12 protein-coding genes are annotated in these 15,753 nt (G+C 54.9%); 7 read left to right on the top strand and 5 right to left on the bottom strand.

Annotated features, from left to right (window positions below; all coding sequences use genetic code 11):
- Both ACOTTU_RS01620 and ACOTTU_RS01625 read right to left on the bottom strand, forming a co-directional pair.
- Complete coding sequence (locus tag ACOTTU_RS01620; RefSeq protein WP_298913196.1) at positions 1 to 1,875, bottom strand: cation:proton antiporter; 1,875 nt, start codon at positions 1,873 to 1,875, stop codon at positions 1 to 3.
- 25 nt (positions 1,876 to 1,900) lie between these two features.
- Positions 1,901 to 2,356: an Lrp/AsnC family transcriptional regulator gene (locus tag ACOTTU_RS01625; RefSeq protein WP_298913575.1), complete on the bottom strand. Its 456-nt coding sequence runs from the start codon at positions 2,354 to 2,356 to the stop codon at positions 1,901 to 1,903.
- 157 nt (positions 2,357 to 2,513) lie between these two features.
- Here ACOTTU_RS01625 and hppD point away from each other — a divergent pair, with 157 nt between their 5' ends.
- The 3 genes from hppD to ACOTTU_RS01640 all read left to right on the top strand — a co-directional run bounded on the left by hppD (position 2,514) and on the right by ACOTTU_RS01640 (position 6,211).
- Positions 2,514 to 3,608 carry a 4-hydroxyphenylpyruvate dioxygenase gene (hppD, locus tag ACOTTU_RS01630; protein WP_425655818.1) on the top strand — a complete coding sequence of 365 codons (1,095 nt, stop codon included), beginning with the start codon at positions 2,514 to 2,516 and terminating at the stop codon, positions 3,606 to 3,608.
- A 230-nt stretch (positions 3,609 to 3,838) separates the two neighbouring features.
- The gene (locus tag ACOTTU_RS01635) at positions 3,839 to 4,834 is read left to right on the top strand and encodes a hypothetical protein (protein WP_425655819.1); all 996 of its coding nucleotides are present in this window, start codon (positions 3,839 to 3,841) and stop codon (positions 4,832 to 4,834) included.
- 84 nt (positions 4,835 to 4,918) lie between these two features.
- On the top strand, positions 4,919 to 6,211 hold the full coding sequence (locus ACOTTU_RS01640) for an O-acetylhomoserine aminocarboxypropyltransferase/cysteine synthase family protein (RefSeq protein WP_425655820.1): 1,293 nt from the start codon (positions 4,919 to 4,921) through the stop codon (positions 6,209 to 6,211).
- Positions 6,212 to 6,262: 51 nt separating this feature from the next.
- Here the strand turns inward: ACOTTU_RS01640 and ACOTTU_RS01645 are convergent, their stop codons facing one another.
- Positions 6,263 to 6,952 carry an SIMPL domain-containing protein gene (locus ACOTTU_RS01645; protein ID WP_425655821.1) on the bottom strand — a complete coding sequence of 230 codons (690 nt, stop codon included), beginning with the start codon at positions 6,950 to 6,952 and terminating at the stop codon, positions 6,263 to 6,265.
- 157 nt (positions 6,953 to 7,109) lie between these two features.
- Here ACOTTU_RS01645 and ACOTTU_RS01650 point away from each other — a divergent pair, with 157 nt between their 5' ends.
- Both ACOTTU_RS01650 and ACOTTU_RS01655 read left to right on the top strand, forming a co-directional pair.
- Positions 7,110 to 9,518: a hypothetical protein gene (locus ACOTTU_RS01650; RefSeq protein WP_425655822.1), complete on the top strand. Its 2,409-nt coding sequence runs from the start codon at positions 7,110 to 7,112 to the stop codon at positions 9,516 to 9,518.
- Positions 9,519 to 10,114: 596 nt separating this feature from the next.
- Positions 10,115 to 11,629, top strand: coding sequence for a putative bifunctional diguanylate cyclase/phosphodiesterase (locus tag ACOTTU_RS01655; protein WP_425655823.1), 1,515 nt, complete (start codon positions 10,115 to 10,117; stop codon positions 11,627 to 11,629).
- A gap of 273 nt (positions 11,630 to 11,902) precedes the next feature.
- Here ACOTTU_RS01655 and ACOTTU_RS01660 read toward each other — a convergent pair whose 3' ends face one another.
- Entirely contained in the window at positions 11,903 to 12,424 is a 522-nt protein-coding gene (locus ACOTTU_RS01660; protein ID WP_425655824.1) for a MarR family winged helix-turn-helix transcriptional regulator, read from the bottom strand.
- A gap of 82 nt (positions 12,425 to 12,506) precedes the next feature.
- Between ACOTTU_RS01660 and ACOTTU_RS01665 the strand changes: the two genes are divergently transcribed.
- Positions 12,507 to 13,082 (top strand): YceI family protein, encoded by a 576-nt coding sequence (locus tag ACOTTU_RS01665; RefSeq protein ID WP_425655825.1) that lies wholly within the window; start codon positions 12,507 to 12,509, stop codon positions 13,080 to 13,082.
- 929 nt (positions 13,083 to 14,011) lie between these two features.
- Here the strand turns inward: ACOTTU_RS01665 and ACOTTU_RS01670 are convergent.
- On the bottom strand, positions 14,012 to 14,716 hold the full coding sequence (locus ACOTTU_RS01670) for a hypothetical protein (RefSeq protein ID WP_425655826.1): 705 nt from the start codon (positions 14,714 to 14,716) through the stop codon (positions 14,012 to 14,014).
- Between the two features lie 220 nt (positions 14,717 to 14,936).
- Between ACOTTU_RS01670 and ACOTTU_RS01675 the strand changes: the two genes are divergently transcribed.
- Positions 14,937 to 15,389, top strand: a complete 453-nt coding sequence (locus ACOTTU_RS01675; protein WP_425655827.1) for a hypothetical protein — start codon at positions 14,937 to 14,939, stop codon at positions 15,387 to 15,389.
- Positions 15,390 to 15,753: the final 364 nt, after the last annotated feature.

Here is a 15,753-nt window from a genome sequence, read left to right on the forward strand (position 1 = left end):
TCACGCGCGTTTTTTTTCGCTGTCGCGGCTGAGAAATGCCGTCTCCAGCTCTTTTTGCAATTCCTTGGCGCGCGCCAAATAGGCCGGGTTCTGGCTGGCGGGTACTGCCGGGTCCCAAAGCTGCGCCAGTTCCTGCACGGAATGGCGATCATGATGATAGAATATCCGCTCTGCCTCGGCGGCTTCATATTCGCTGAGCCCCATGTTCTCCAATACGTAGCGACCTGCGCGCAGAGAACTGTCAAACAGCTCCCGAACGATGTCGTCAGCACCCGCCTGATAGAGGCGATAAACATGGGTCCGGTCACGCGCGCGCGCCACGATGTGCATATCAGGCCGGAGTTTTCGGGCGTATTTGACCAGCTTGATGGCGGCATCCTGATCATCAAGGGCCACCACAAGTACGCGTGCGGATTCGAGCCCTGCCGCGCGCAGGATGTCCGGGCGGGTAGGGTCGCCGAGAAACCCCTTGAAGCCAAACCGGCGCATTACCGCGATGACCTCCATGTCATGATCCAGAACAACCGTGTTAAAGCCGTTGGCCTGCACCAGACGATTGACGATCTGACCAAAGCGGCCAATGCCTGCGATGATGACCGGACCTTCAATGTCGATTTCATCTTCGGGATGCTGCTCTTTGGCGTCGGCTGACCTTTTGGACAACAGGTCATAGAGCATGAAGAGCAGTGGCGCGATCAGCATCGACATGGCGATCACCAACAGCAGCGTTTCCGCCACATCCACCGGAATGACGCCTTGCACGACCGAGAATGACACCAGCACGAAGCCGAACTCGCCAGCCTGCGCCAGAGCCAGCGCAAAGAGCCATTGGTCTTTGCCTTTCAGCTTGAAAGCGCGGGCCAGGAAATAGAGGATCAGCCCCTTCACGATGATCACCAGCAGCGACATCGCGATGATCGCAGGCATGTTGTCAAAAAGCAGGTTAAAATTGATCCCAGCCCCGACCGTAATGAAAAAGAGCCCTAATAATAACCCCTTGAAGGGTTCAAGGTCAGTTTCCAGTTCATGACGGAATTCCGAGCTTGCAAGGACGACGCCCGCAAGAAAAGCGCCCAGTGCTGGTGAGAGCCCCACAAGCATCATCAGGAATGAAATCCCCACGACAATCAGCAGCGCAAGGGCTGTGTACATTTCGCGCAGACGCGCGGAGTGGATGTATCTAAAGAGCGGCCGGGTCAGAAACACGCCCGCCAGCACGACGGCACCGATGGCGGCGATGGTGACCAGCGTCACGCCCCAGCCGGGCAACCCTTCCACAAGCGACAGGCTGTGATGACCTGAGCCATGCGCCTTTTCTCCGGCACGCAGGATCGAGCCATCCGAGGCCATATGCGCGGGCATGGCAGCAACCAGCAAAGGCAGGAAGGCGAGGATTGGAATCACGGCAATGTCTTGGGTCAGCAGGACCGAAAAGACCGACCGTCCCCCGCTGGTCTGCATCAACCCTTTTTCCGACAGGGTTTGCAGAACGATCGCCGTAGAACTCAGCGAAAGGGTCAGACCAATGGCAAGCGCCACCCCCCAAGGCTGGTGATAGGCCATCGCGATGACCATTATCGCAAGTGTGCTCAGCCCAACCTGCAGGCCGCCTAGCCCGATCAACCGGTGACGCATATCCCAAAGCGCGCGGGGTTCCAGTTCCAGACCGATCAGGAACAGCATCATGACCACGCCGAATTCTGCAAAGTGTTGCAGGTCTTCGGTTTCCGCGCCGACAAGCCCCAACACCGGGCCGATCATGATCCCGGCAGCTAGATACCCAAGCACGGAGCCGAGACCCAGCCGCGCCGCGATGGGTACCGCGATTACGGCGGCAGCAAGGTAAATAGAGGCTTGGAAAAGGAAGCTTTCCATGTCGGCGCGGTCTCCTTTAGGGGCGTCAGGTTGGCAAAGGCCCGTCGGTCTTGAGTTGATCCATCACGATTTGGCTGTGAACGCGGGCCACGGCGGGATGGGGCAGGAGTACGTCGTGTATCAATGCATTTAAGGCGGGCAAATCAGCACAGTAGACCCTCAATAGATAATCTGCATCACCGGTCATTGTCCATGCACTGGTGATCTCTGGGCGTGTATTGACCAGCCGTGCGAAACTTGTGGAGTGATCAGGCCCATGTGTGCCCAGGTGGACCTGCACAAAGCCTTGCACATGTAACCCAAGATGGCCCGGATCAAGACGTGCGACGTAGGCCTGAATGTATCCGTCGCTTTCGAGCCGCTGACGACGGCGTCCTGCCTGACTCGGGGAAAGGTGCAACATCTCCCCCAGTTGTTGCGCGGTCAGATGGGCGTTCTTTTGAAGCGCTGACAACAGGCGGGTGTCCACGGCGTCCAACATCATGCGTGCCTTTTCCAGTATTTTGGCTGATGGTGCGCGAATTCCGCGCAAATTACCAGAACTCACGAGCTCTTTGCGCGGAATTCGCGCAGAATTAGCGGTATGGTGCCTCAAATTGCGCGACATATCGCGACTCACCGCATTCAGGAGCAACACCATGGGTCCCTTTCCGCACGACGCCCCAAAATCGACCATCACCGCAGAAAACCCCGCTGGCACCGACGGTTTTGAGTTTGTCGAGTTTGCCCACCCTGATCCGCAAGAGCTGCGCGATCTTTTTGCGCGGATGGGATATGCCCATGTTGCCAATCACAAAACCAAGCAGATCGAGCTTTGGCAGCAAGGCGATATCACCTATGTTCTGAACGCTGATCCTGACAGTTTTGCTGCACGGTTCGTCGAGGATCACGGGCCTTGCGCGCCTTCCATGGGTTGGCGGGTGGTGGATGCCCAGCAGGCTTTCGATCACGCGGTATCCAAAGGGGCCACGCCATATGAGGGTCCGGGCAAGGCATTGGATGTTCCCGCTATCGTCGGCATCGGCGGGTCGCTGCTGTACTTCGTGGATCAGTATTATGACACCAGCCCCTACAACACGGAGTTCGATTGGACCGATCAGTCCAAACCTGTCGGTGTCGGTTTCTACTATCTCGATCACCTCACGCACAATGTGCACAAGGGGAACATGGATAAGTGGTTCAGGTTTTACGGTGACCTCTTCAACTTCAAGGAAATCCGTTTCTTCGACATCGAGGGTAAGTTTACCGGCCTGCTGAGCCGTGCGCTGACATCGCCTTGCGGTCGCATTCGCATTCCGATCAACGAAGACAGAGGTGAGACCGGCCAGATCGTGTCCTATCTGAAAAAATACAAGGGCGAGGGCATCCAGCACATTGCCGTCGGGTCCAGCGATATCTACGACAGCACCGACGAGATTGCGTCGCGTGGACTGAAGTTCATGCCAGGTCCGCCAGACAGTTATTACAAGCTCAGCCATGACCGCGTTGTCGACCATGAAGAACCGCTCGACCGGATGAAAAAACACGGTATCCTGATTGACGGCGAAGGCGTTGTTGATGGTGGCGAGACGAAGATTCTGCTGCAGATATTCTCCAAAACGGTCATCGGCCCGATCTTCTTCGAGTTTATCCAGCGCAAGGGTGATGACGGTTTCGGCGAAGGGAACTTCAAAGCACTGTTCGAGAGTATTGAGCAAGAGCAGATTGACAACGGCGAGCTTGCGGCTGAGTGATCCCTTGGCTTTGAAGGCGAGCGCTATATACGACGGGTACCGGTCGGCTCTCCGGAGATTGACTGGCCCCGTCGGTGCTCTGCCACAGATCATCGCGCAGTGTCCGAGCCTGCTGTGGCGCTCTGAGCCACGCAGGTCACCAACCAGCACCCCTGCCAGCGCCAAAGCGCTTTTGCCCGAGCGGGTATACCCCTATAGTTCCGGGAAAACCCAGAACCGGGACAGGCAGGATGGTACAAACGCCCAGCAGCTTCAATGTGGTGATCGTCGCTCAGCGCGGTCGCCTGACCTACGAGGCATTGTTGTTTGTCGCATCTCTGCGTTATTCAAGCCCGGGTTTTGCTGGCCGCGTATTCGTTGCCGAGCCGCAACCGGGTCCTCTTTGGCCAAAGGACCCGCGCATCTCCGATACCGCAGCACGTGATATGCTAGAGCAGTTGGGGGCTGAGATCATACCCTTTGAAAGCCAGCATTTTGGTGCCGCCTACCCATATGGCAATAAAATCGAGATGCTGAAAAACCTGCCCGAAAACGAACCTTTTGTGTTTTTTGACACTGACACGATGATCACGGGCGATCTGTGTGATGTTCCTTTCGATTTCGACCACCCCGGTGCCTCGCTGCGCTGCGAAGGAACCTGGCCCAAGCCGGAACTCTACGGGCCGGGGTACAGCGGTCTTTGGCGGTCGCTCTATGACAAGTTTGGCCTGGATTTCGAAAGCTCGCTCGATCTGAGCCAGCCAGACGATTACTGGAAACGCTACCTCTACTTCAACGCGGGCTATTTCTTTTACAATTGTCCGCGAAAGTTCGGCACCCTATTCGAGACATACGCCCTGGGCATCAGGGATGATCCGCCTCAAGCGCTTTGCACGCAGGAAATGGACCCCTGGCTTGATCAGATCGCGCTGCCGCTCGTCATCCACGCCTTGGGAGGGGGGCGGGATGCCTTGCCCGATGGCCTGCTGGATGAAACGATCAGTTGCCACTACCGGGTCTTTCCGCTGCTTTACGCCCGTGAAAGTGATGCCGTCATTGATCTGCTCGAAGAGGTTTGCGCGCCTAACAAGATCAAGAAAGTGCTGAAATCATATGAGCCGATCAAGCGCATGGTCTATCAGGGTCGGGGCGCGAAAGTGCGCGCACTTTTTGATCGTGATCATCTGCCGCGACGGGAAGCCGCGATCCGCAACCGGATCAAATCCGCCGGGTTCTGGATGCGGTGAGCCGGGCTATTCCGGGGGCTGCTCTTGTGCGGCGTGCACCCTTGGCCTAACGATACGGGCAATGAAGTCCTCAGGAGGAACCCAATGACAGACGGCCCAAGCTACGGCTTTGACACCTTGCAGATCCACGCAGGCGCACGCCCTGACCCCGCGACCGGCGCACGCCAGACACCCATTTACCAGACGACGGCTTACGTGTTTCGCGACGCCGATCACGCAGCGGCTCTGTTTAATCTGCAAGAGGTCGGGTTCATCTATTCGCGCCTGACCAATCCAACGGTTGCGGTCCTGCAGGAACGTATCGCGACGCTTGAGGGGGGTGTTGGGGCAGCATGTTGCTCTTCGGGTCATGCAGCCCAGATCATGGCGCTGTTCCCATTGATGGGACCGGGCAAGAACATCGTTGTCTCCACCCGTCTTTATGGTGGCACGGTCACGCAATTTTCCCACACGATCAAGCGGTTTGGTTGGGAAGCGACCTTTGTGGATTTCGATGATCTGGATGCTGTCAAAGCCGCGATCAACGACGACACCCGCGCGGTATTCTGCGAAGCGATTGCCAATCCGGGCGGTTATATCACCGACCTCGATGCCATCTCGGCAATCTCTGATGCCGCTGGCATTCCGCTGATCGTCGACAACACGTCAGCCACGCCCTACCTCTGTCGTCCGATTGAGCATGGTGCGACGCTGGTTGTGCACTCCACCACAAAGTACCTCACCGGGAACGGTACCGTGACGGGCGGTTGTGTGGTGGATTCAGGCAAATTCGACTGGTCTGCCAACGACAAGTTCCCATCGCTCAGCCAACCCGAACCCGCCTATCACGGTCTCAAATTTCACGAGACATTTGGCCCGCTCGCCTTCACCTTCCATTCTATCGCCATCGGTTTGCGTGATCTGGGCATGACGATGAACCCGCAGGCGGCGCATTACACGCTGATGGGGACCGAAACGCTGTCCCTGCGCATGGAGCGCCATGTGGAAAACGCCGAGAAACTGGCGGGCTGGCTCGAAAACGATCCGCGTGTTGAGTACGTTACTTATGCCGGGCTGAAATCTTCTCCCTACAACGCGCGGGTGCAGAAAATCTGTCCCAAAGGGGCAGGCGGCCTTTTCACCTTCGCGATCAAGGGTGGCTATGATGCCTGCGTTAAATTTGTAAATGCCCTGGAAATTTTCAGCCATGTGGCCAACCTCGGTGACACACGCAGCCTGGTGATCCATTCTGCGTCAACGACCCACCGTCAGCTGACAGCAGAGCAGCAGGAAGCTGCGGGTGCTGGTCCGGGCGTGGTTCGCGTGTCTATCGGGACGGAAAATGCCAATGATCTGATTGCCGATCTTGATCAGGCACTTGCCAAGGCGACTAGCTAAACGAAGGGGGCGCTTTCACGAGCGCCCCGTCATATCGGATGTTTGCCGATGTTAGTCGGCGATGGCGAAAACGATGTTGACCTGGGCTCTGATGGTCAACTCACCCGCGGCGATCGGCGCGTCCATTTGCCGGGCGGCAGCCATTTCCAGCATTTGCGGGCGGGCAAACCCACCGCTTTCGCTGATGGATTGAATTGGCCCCAAAGCAACCCCCGCTGCCGATGCAAGTTGCTGGGCCCGGTCGATGGCATCTCGAACGGCCTCGGCACGGGCTTCATCAGCGGCTGGCTTGGGCTCTTGCAAGCCAAAAGACAGCCCGTTGAACGTATTGGCACCGTCACGCACCACAAGATCAAGAAGCCCCCCCAAGGCTGCCAGATCGCGGACCCTTACGGTCAGTGAGTTGCTGGCGACAAATCCGGTAATTTTGGGGGGCGTGTTGTTGTTTGATCCCCGGCCGGACCAGATGGGTTGCAATGAGACATTGTCGGTTTGCATGTCGCGCGGAGCAACGCCGGCCTGCTCCAGACGCGACAGAACATCGCTGACACCTTGCGACGTGGCGGCCATCGCCGCTGCCGCTTCTGCCGCTTCATGGGTCACGCCGAGGCTGAGCGTCGCCATATCGGGTGCCGTCTCAACGTTGCCTTGTCCGGTGGTACTGATGATCCGCGCCTGATCTGCCATAGCCATGCCGGAGGCGCAGATAATCAGCAAGAAAGTCGCAAAAAAAAGTCTCATCGTTATTCTCCTCATTCTTCTTTCAGCAGATACCGCACAACCGCCAAGGGCAAGCGGTAAACCCCTCGTTAACCACTCCTCGGCGAAGACCTGCTATATCGGTGGTATAACGTTTATCCTTCTGTCCAAGCCCTCAAGAGGCTGTTAAACCCAAGGCATGAAACCAAACTTTGCGCTTTCCCTTTCCCTAGAAGGTGTGCGCCTGCTGTTGCGCGCAGCGGGGGGGTGGCGCTTGGTCGGCGAAGTTATGCCGAGCACGTCGGGCTTTGAGGATGAGCTTGCCGTTATGCGAAAAACGGCAACCGCCCTGGCCCCTGACGGTCTGCGCTGCAAGCTTGTTATTCCAAATGAACAGATACGGTATCTGACGATCCAAACACCGGGAATGACACCTCTTGAACGGCGCGATGCAGCCCGTCAAGCACTGGATGGCGCAACGCCTTATACCGTGGATGATTTGGCGTTTGATGTCTCGGAAGATGGTGATGCTACCCATATTGCTGCGGTGGCCTACGAGACTTTGGACGAAGCAGAGGCGTTTGCGGAAACCCATCGATTTCACCCCGTCAGTTTCGTGGCGATTCCCGGGGATAACACCTATTTGGGGGAGCCCTTTTTCGGCCCCTCCAAGGCGGCACGTACTCTGCTGACTACCGGTCAGGTCGTTGAACCGGATGGCGTTTCGATCGTCGTGATCGGCGAAGCGGAAGTCCCTTCTTCCAAGTCGGCAGCTGAACCGGTCGAGACGACGCCAGCGTCAGTCACGTCGCCTCATATTGAGCTTGCCGATGAGACGTCCCTACAGGTCGGCCCTGCGGAATTTGTTGGAAGCGATGGTTTTGCTGACAAACCGGTTTTTGATGTTGCAGACCCGGGTCTGCCGCCTCGCGACGTCATTTCTCAGACGGCTGCATTTGCTTCGCGCCGCAAACCACGAGAAACGGCGGCAAAAGATGTATTGGTCCTGACGGCTGAACCAGAGCCAAACGAACGCCCAATCACGCCACGCCCCGAAGAAATGACCCGGGGTTTCGCAGAGCCACCCGTTTCCGCGCCAAACCAGCGGTTTTCCGAACCGCCAACCGAAGTGCTGACACGCGGGTTTGCAGAAACCGCGGCACCGCCTTTGGTGGCACCCAAAGCCCGTTCAGTGCGGGTGCCACCAGTTCTTGAAAAAGCAAAAAAGACTGCCCCGCAGTCCGACATGGAACGGCTGACCGTCTTTGGCGCTCGTGAACAAAAACCGCGACAAGGGGCGCCCTTATACGTGGCTTTTTTGCTGACCGTCGCGTTGTTGGTGTTTCTTGCGGGCATAGCGGCTTGGGCATCGGGATATGTCCAGGATGGACTGGCCGGGCTCTTTGACCGGAGTGGGCGAGCAAGTATTGAAACGGAAGCCGTGCAGGTTTCGCCGCCGACACTGCAACCGGCTCCCGCCGATGTTCCTGCCGCCCTCGATACAGCGACCGGGAGCGTTGAAGAAGCGAGCCTTTCCGATGAAGACGCAGCGGTTCTCGACGCGTTGCGGACGCCTCTGAACGAAGACCCAGACGATGCGGCATCTCCAAGGGATGAGGATGCGCGCGCCAGCTACGCAGTCACAGGTATCTGGCCGCAGGCACCCCAGGTGCCACAGCCACCGGCATTGGTCGATATTGAAGACCTTTACGTGACAAGCATAGATCCGATCGAGCCCGCATTTGACGCGGTCGCCTTGCCCCCTGTTTCCGATACGCAAAGCGATCTCATGTTCGATGATCCCGGCTCGCCAGCCGCCGCTGGAACAAAATTTTCCCTTGATAACAGGGGTCTAGTTGTGCCGAGCGCGCAGGGAACGCTGTCTCCTGACGGCATTGAGGTGTTTGCTGGTGCACCTCCTTCACGCCCTGATGCCATTCCTGAGAGGGGTGCGCCAGCTGTTGAGGTTGATCCGGCGATTGCCCTTCTTGCGGGTTTTCGTCCGCGCCAACGTCCAGGGGATCTTCAGGAAACGACCGAGCGGGCCACACTTGATGGATTGACGCGCGCCGAGTTGGCACAGTTCCGACCTCCCATCCGGCCGATCTCGGAAGTTGAGACCGCGGCAGCCGCCGCCGCAGCAAGCCTGGTGCCTTTGAGCGATGGCGCCACGCCGCTGGCCGAACAGGATACGCAGAGTGGGCAAGCAAGCGATGAATTGGCTGTCACGGCCTCGCTGCGCCCCGATGCGCGCCCCAGTAACTTCAATCAGATCGTGGCGCGGGCGCAAAAGACCGCCAGTTCCGCTGCCACTGTTGGTGCGGCCAGCATCGCGCCCAGAACGGTCACGCCCAAGATACCTTCAAGCGCATCGGTGACGCGTGAAGCCACGGTGCGCAACGCGATAAACCTGCGAAAGGTGAACTTGATCGGGGTCTATGGCACTCCGTCTGACCGACGCGCGCTGGTGCGCCTCGCAAACGGTAGATACAAAAAAGTTCAGGTCGGAGATAGAATAGACGGCGGTCGCATCTCGGCCATCGGAGACAGCGAATTGAGATACCAGAAAAGCGGTCGCAATCTCGTTTTGAGAATGCCGAAAGGCTAAGCAGGTTGGCGAAGTTGCGCAGCCTAGCTTATCGTTTCATTAGCCGCGGGGCAGCACATACGATCGTTCGATCGTTGATATCCAGCAATGCCAAAAACTACTGCTCAGGAAAGAATGGTGGGCGATCCTAGATCGCCTGCCAGACCGATAAACCATTCATTTGACTGCAACCGCTCGATAGGCAGGTTACGCTTTGTCCCATTTGCATGGCTAACCGGGAGGAACAGGTCAATGCAGGGTACAAAGCTGACCTTCACTGCATAGCGCGTGAGCTTCCGCTAGGTGCAGAGAGCGGGCTTTGCAAAGTGTCGGCGATAGCAACTTCGAGACAATAATTCTTTAGCCCCTACTTATCGCAAATGGCCGCCTTTTTGTCATTTCCAAACTCAGCCACTTGCTAAATTTCTAAACACATTTTGCGCCGTTCGTTCATCAAACTCTGATGAGCATTCGGTATTCCGCAATGAACTTCCCGCTTCCAAGAGGACAACATGACTTCAAGTTCTCCGTTTTCATTCCGTGACCTTGTCAAGGCGACTGGCATACCCGTTGCATTTTTTGTTACTGCAATCGCCACCTGGTTACTGTTGGCTGAGATGGAGTTATTCGAACGGTTTTACGAATACAGTCGAGCTCATGAAGACTGGGATCTGGACGAGTTGGCATTGCTTATCGTGAACTTGACGATTGCTCTTTTGTTTTCAGTCTTTTTCCAGTGGCGCAGGTTGAAAAAACTCACAACTGAACGCGAGTTCCAACGCCAACGCGCAGAAAAAAATGCCAGCCATGATCCGTTGACCGGGCTTTTGAACCGTCGGGCGTTTTCGTCCCTACTTGAAGAAATCGAAAATGGACATCGAGAGCCAGACGAACTGGTCGTCGCGATGGTCGATCTTGACAGGTTTAAACCTGTAAACGACCTGCACGGTCATGCAGCGGGGGACGTGACGCTCCAAACAGTTGCCCAAAGGCTGAAGAACGAAGTCAATGGTGTCGGTAACCTCGCCAGACTTGGAGGCGATGAGTTCGCAGTTGTCTTTCAGGGCGCAGTCGACGCGAAGAGCGCAGAACGTGCCGTTCGACGCATTCTGCACGCCATGGAAGAGGCTGTGGATTTTGAAGGCAGTCAGATTTTCATCAGCAGTAGCATCGGACTGGTAATGTGGAGCACTGCAACGCCTTATGCCGAGGCCATGCGCCGAGCTGACAAGGCATTGTACATGGCGAAGAGCGAAGGCAGAGGTCAGTTTGCCTGGTATGATGCGGAGTTGGATAAACAATCTCATGAGCGGGCAGAAATCGAAGCTGACCTTCGGGAGGCCATTCAGAGGTCAGAAATCGAACCCTGGTTTCAACCAATCATCCAAATTGAATCGAATAAACTCGTTGGATTTGAAGTTCTGGCACGATGGACCCATAAAACACGCGGTAACATCCCCCCCAATGTATTCATTTCGATTGCAGAAGACAGCGGCCAGATCGGAAATCTTGGCATCAGCATATTGCAGCAGGCTTGTATGTCAGCGAAGAACTGGGATCCAAGTCTACTGATTTCTTTCAATGTTTCTCCCTACCAGTTTCATGACCCCAAACTTGTCGATCAGATCAAAGACATCGTGGAAAGCTGCAATTTTGATGTGAGGCGGCTGACAATAGAAGTCACCGAAAGCTCTGTTATCCATGATTTTGAGGTTGCGCGGGAAAAACTGAATGCGTTGAAGAAACTGGGTGTCTCGGTTGCGCTTGATGATTTTGGCACTGGATATTCCAGTCTGGCAAGCCTTCGGCAACTGCCTTTTGACAGGATTAAGATAGACCGGAGTTTTGTAACAAACATCGCGATGGAACCGCAAAACCAGAAAATTGTTACCGGTATTATGGCGTTGGCAAACGGGCTTGAGCTTGACGTGACCGCAGAGGGTATCGAATCGTGCGACGATCTTGGATATCTTCAGTCGCTCGATTGTTCACTGGGTCAGGGCTTCCTGTTCGAAAAGGCGGTTCCCGCCGAGCAAGTTGGCTGGTTGTTGGAAACCAAATGGAGCGAGTGGCAAGTCGATCCGCTAAGGGAGGATACCGAACCGCGCAAAGACATGCGTGACGCGGGCTAACATCACCTCGCGCTCTTGATCGAGAAGCGGCCGATGGGCTGACGTCCCCTTTGTTTCAACAGGCTACCTCAGAATGAAGTCGTCGGTGTCTGCGACGAACTCCGTCGGCCACACTTGTAGCGGCCAAAACGAACCTTTGGCTCGATCATCGCGAAAAGCAGAAGGACCCGCTTTGGGCTAGCCGCAGTTAATGGTGCGTCGCGCGGCTAATGTCGGCGAAGAGCCCTAAATCTACCGAAGACTGTGATTTGTCGAATGTCTGCCGAGCTCAACTCATGGACTACACTTGGCGGCGTTAGGTGGTTGATCGAAACGAACGTCAGCTATGTTTTCAAATAGCTTGGCAACTGAATCGATGTCCGAGAGTTCATTAAGTGGAGCAAGGCGGGCCTTTAGCGCAGAACCGTAGATTCGCCAAATCGCGGCGCGCGCGCGCAGACCTTTCGAGGTAATACGCAACACCCTCCCACGTCGATCCTCTTCGGCAACACAAGTCTTAAGCAATCCAGCAGCCTCCATTCGTCGGGCCATATGAGAAAGCGCAGATGGCTCGAATAGCAACTCATCGACGATCGCAGCGGGGCGCGCTGCTCCTCCCAGTTTTTCGATAGTCCAAAGAACATCGTACCAGGTGAGCGGCGGCAACCCTTCCTCTCGCAGCCTCCGATCAACCCCTCTCATCAACGACAACCTTGCCCGGTTTAGCGCAATCCAGACCGCTACATGAGCAGGGTCAGGATTTGGCAGGGCATCGTCTTCGGTTGCTGCGGCTTTCACGTCTGCGTTATCACTCATACTTCCTCCTAGTATTACCCGCTGCTATCAAATTATATGATGCCGTCAAATAAATAATTTACTCAACTTTGGGAGTTCCTCTATGCGTATTATCTTAGCTACAACGCTTGTGACAGCGCTCGCCCTTCCGGCATTCGCCGAGACCCGCACATTTAAGACAGACGCTGGCCACACCGAGGTGCGCTTCGGCTGGGACCACGCAGGTGTCACGCGGCAACATGGCGAATTCGACCGTGCCGATGGCACTTTGTCCATCGACCTTGATGATCCAACTTCCGCAACACTGGAAGTGACGATTGATGCGGCGTCAGTCTCAACCGGGTTCGGTCCGCTTGATGATCACATAAAAAACGCAGATTTTTTGAAAGTCGATGAGCACCCAAACATTCAGTTCGTCTCAAACTCGATCACACGTACTGGTGAGACAACCGCTGACGTTGTCGGCGATGTGACGCTGCGAGGTGTGGCTGTGCCTGCGACTCTGAAAGTCGAATTGATTCACCAGGGCAAGCATCCCGTTGCGCAGTTTCTCGATTATTACAAAGGGGACTGGTTGGGGTTCCATGCCTCCGCTGAAATCGATACCACACCTTTCGGTTTTGCTCTGCCCGTTGGGACTTTGGCGTTTGATATATCTACAGAGATGAAAGCCCAGTAGCATTGAATTGTCGGACTATATCTTTCTTGAGTTGGAAGGTATAGTTCGGCAATCAGTTTAAGTGTCTAATTGACAGTCCCAAGTCACTTTCATTTGCTTCAAGGGAGGTGGCGAACACCGCTGGCTCCCCAATCTCGGTCAAGTGGTACCCTTCCTGAAAAGCGGTCATCGGTGCAAATGCACCGAAAGGCGGCTTAGGTCCGCGACTCCGACCATTGCCGCTCAAATCCAGTGTCGGCTTCGGGCTGCCAACCGTCAATCGACCAAATCCGTCAGATGTTAGCTCGGAGCGTTGTTTGACCCAATCGGACAAAAGATATCGTCCAGCTGAATACATCTGAGGTGACTTAGATTGGTATTGCGGGGAAAAGAGATCATACGGTGCCATGATCTCCACCTCACTTAGATCCGTTTTACACCACATCAGGTACTTTTCGTTGTGGTCGGCGCCTACTGTTTTACGATGGCGGGGTTTGATCTGCGGTCCGTGGTTTGGGGGCAACATTTGCGGTGCTAAACCCAGGCTGGGGATTACATCGCCATAGCTACAAGTAAAACGGGCGCGTCTGGCTTCGCTTGGGACCTCAGCACTGCTTCGGAAGCTCGCACAGCGGCCATCAGAACATGCAAAGGCAACACAACTGCCAAGTCCAAAGAGTCAGTCGCGCGGGTCGTGTCCGCAAATGAGACAGCGGGTATCTACGAGTGCCGAATATTTGGCACCTTTAGGTAAATCAGCTTCAACGCAAGCTCGACGGTACTGTACTATGTCTGCACTAGTTTTCTAATGCTGCCGCCCAAGAAATTCTAGCATAGTGGTGCATTGTCTGCGCTGCTGACATTCGTCGCCCGCGAAGCTCAAAAACCCAACCGAAATCGCTCGATGTCCGCTGTGAGCCCAGAGTCGACACAACTGCATGGCAAATAAATTAAATGAATTGCATCTTCGGTGTCATTTGGTCTTGCGGAAAACCAGTGTGGGATTGAATTACAGACGTCATAGTTCTCCAAACTTCCGTCTCATTCCATTTGCCGCCTAACGAAACCAATTTCCCAAAATTGACTTCTGCCGCTCTCCTCGACAAATCGGCGATGGTCCCATCAAAGGCCCAAACATGTCTGTCCCGATGTTCTGCAATCCTCCAAAGAGCGTGGGTGAATGAAAAGGTCAAAAAACCAGCAATAATGGAGAGCATGCCAGAAAACACAATTGTGGCTGCGATCCATGTCACGAATTGCAGCAAGAACAGCGCAACGACCCAAGAGCTTATGCGAGTTAGGAATTCAAGACTTAGATTGCTATTGTTTTCTAGGTGCTTTTGGAAAACTTTGGGGCTCGTTCCTGCGCGAAGTTCAAGACGCTCCAACGGTTGTATTTTCCCATGCGCTTTTATTGCTCGGTTCAGCCGGTAGTAGGCCATCGCAGACAAGCATTTGACCTGTTCTTCGTGGTTCTTTGGTATTTTTGAGCAAATAATTTCGTGAGCTTCTCCAAGGGTAAGAATACTCTCAGCTTCTTTGTCAGTAATTGCGATTGCAAATACCGCCTCAAAATCTTCGAGCAATTCTACGTCATCGCCATCACCGACAACGCCCACAGATTTTGGTTTTTGTTTTGTGTGACGATGAGCCATTAAACTCTCCGAAACTAGCGCCCCATTTCCATATTGCCCTGAAAGTAGCCAACATCAAGGCGATGGCCAAAGTCGGCTTCGTCTAAGGTTTGGCTGATTGGCACATGTATTGGATAGATTGCTTGCAGACATTCGTTGATAACTAGTTCCCCGGCTAATTGAAGTTGACATCGATCACGCCTTGATATCGCGTAAATCTCTACCGATGGAGTGCAATACCATGGAAAAAGACGGCCTCTATATGTTCGAAGACCGCATGGTCGGTCAAAGGTGCTTGTCGATTAAACGCAGAGAAAACGATTGGTTGTTTGAGTTTTCGGGCGGTAGTCTTATTGCGTTGAATGTGCCTTGGCGCATTGTGTGCAAGGGGCGAATTCTGTTCGTGGACGAGGACGATGGGCAGCTATTCGGCAATTCGGAACCGGTTGATGGAGAATTAGTTGCCAATAATTCACTCGGCGGGCAATCGATTGCAAAAGCCGCATTGGCTCGAGAGACCGGCGATTTAGCTCTGCATTTCAGCGACAACTTGAGACTAGATGCGTTCAACAATTCATCAGGATACGAAGGATGGACCGCAACTTGTAACTTCGATGGGGTTTTGTTTGATTTCGTTGCGTTGGGTGGTGGCGAAATAATGATCAAGAAGTCAACGCATGGTTTCTTCTGCTGAGGCTAATTCATGTTCGATTTGGGCTCTCTTCCGCCGTTAAATTGGTCGCGGCATGGCCCCAGAACTTGTCCAGATCGCAGCGCCACGGACGGCCCTAATGCCAACCTTGGACGTACTTACGCGATGCTGCGGATGCAGCCAGCTTTCCGGACATTCGCTGCAAAAGCAAAATCTTGACGAGGCCAAAGTCACAAATCGCGGGACAAACCGGATTTGTGCACTGCGGCTATTGCTAACACAGCATATGCTCGCAGATGCGGCGCGCTTTTTGCCGCGTTGCGGCCAACATCACCAGATCGGTCATTCGCGGGTGTTGATTTCACCCAGACCGAGACCTCACTTTCGTGTCATCGAATGAGGTTAT

The organism is Roseobacter sp. EG26, assembly GCF_049830555.1.
Taxonomy (GTDB): domain Bacteria; phylum Pseudomonadota; class Alphaproteobacteria; order Rhodobacterales; family Rhodobacteraceae; genus Roseobacter.

Coding starts and splice junctions, on each gene's coding strand:
- ACOTTU_RS01620 (WP_298913196.1), bottom strand. CDS start 1,875: ATGGAAAGCTTCCTTTTCCAAGCCTCTATTTACCTTGCTGCCGCCGTA.
- ACOTTU_RS01625 (WP_298913575.1), bottom strand. CDS start 2,356: ATGTTGGACGCCGTGGACACCCGCCTGTTGTCAGCGCTTCAAAAGAAC.
- hppD (WP_425655818.1), top strand. CDS start 2,514: ATGGGTCCCTTTCCGCACGACGCCCCAAAATCGACCATCACCGCAGAA.
- ACOTTU_RS01635 (WP_425655819.1), top strand. CDS start 3,839: ATGGTACAAACGCCCAGCAGCTTCAATGTGGTGATCGTCGCTCAGCGC.
- ACOTTU_RS01640 (WP_425655820.1), top strand. CDS start 4,919: ATGACAGACGGCCCAAGCTACGGCTTTGACACCTTGCAGATCCACGCA.
- ACOTTU_RS01645 (WP_425655821.1), bottom strand. CDS start 6,952: ATGAGACTTTTTTTTGCGACTTTCTTGCTGATTATCTGCGCCTCCGGC.
- ACOTTU_RS01650 (WP_425655822.1), top strand. CDS start 7,110: ATGAAACCAAACTTTGCGCTTTCCCTTTCCCTAGAAGGTGTGCGCCTG.
- ACOTTU_RS01655 (WP_425655823.1), top strand. CDS start 10,115: ATGGAGTTATTCGAACGGTTTTACGAATACAGTCGAGCTCATGAAGAC.
- ACOTTU_RS01660 (WP_425655824.1), bottom strand. CDS start 12,424: ATGAGTGATAACGCAGACGTGAAAGCCGCAGCAACCGAAGACGATGCC.
- ACOTTU_RS01665 (WP_425655825.1), top strand. CDS start 12,507: ATGCGTATTATCTTAGCTACAACGCTTGTGACAGCGCTCGCCCTTCCG.
- ACOTTU_RS01670 (WP_425655826.1), bottom strand. CDS start 14,716: ATGGCTCATCGTCACACAAAACAAAAACCAAAATCTGTGGGCGTTGTC.
- ACOTTU_RS01675 (WP_425655827.1), top strand. CDS start 14,937: ATGGAAAAAGACGGCCTCTATATGTTCGAAGACCGCATGGTCGGTCAA.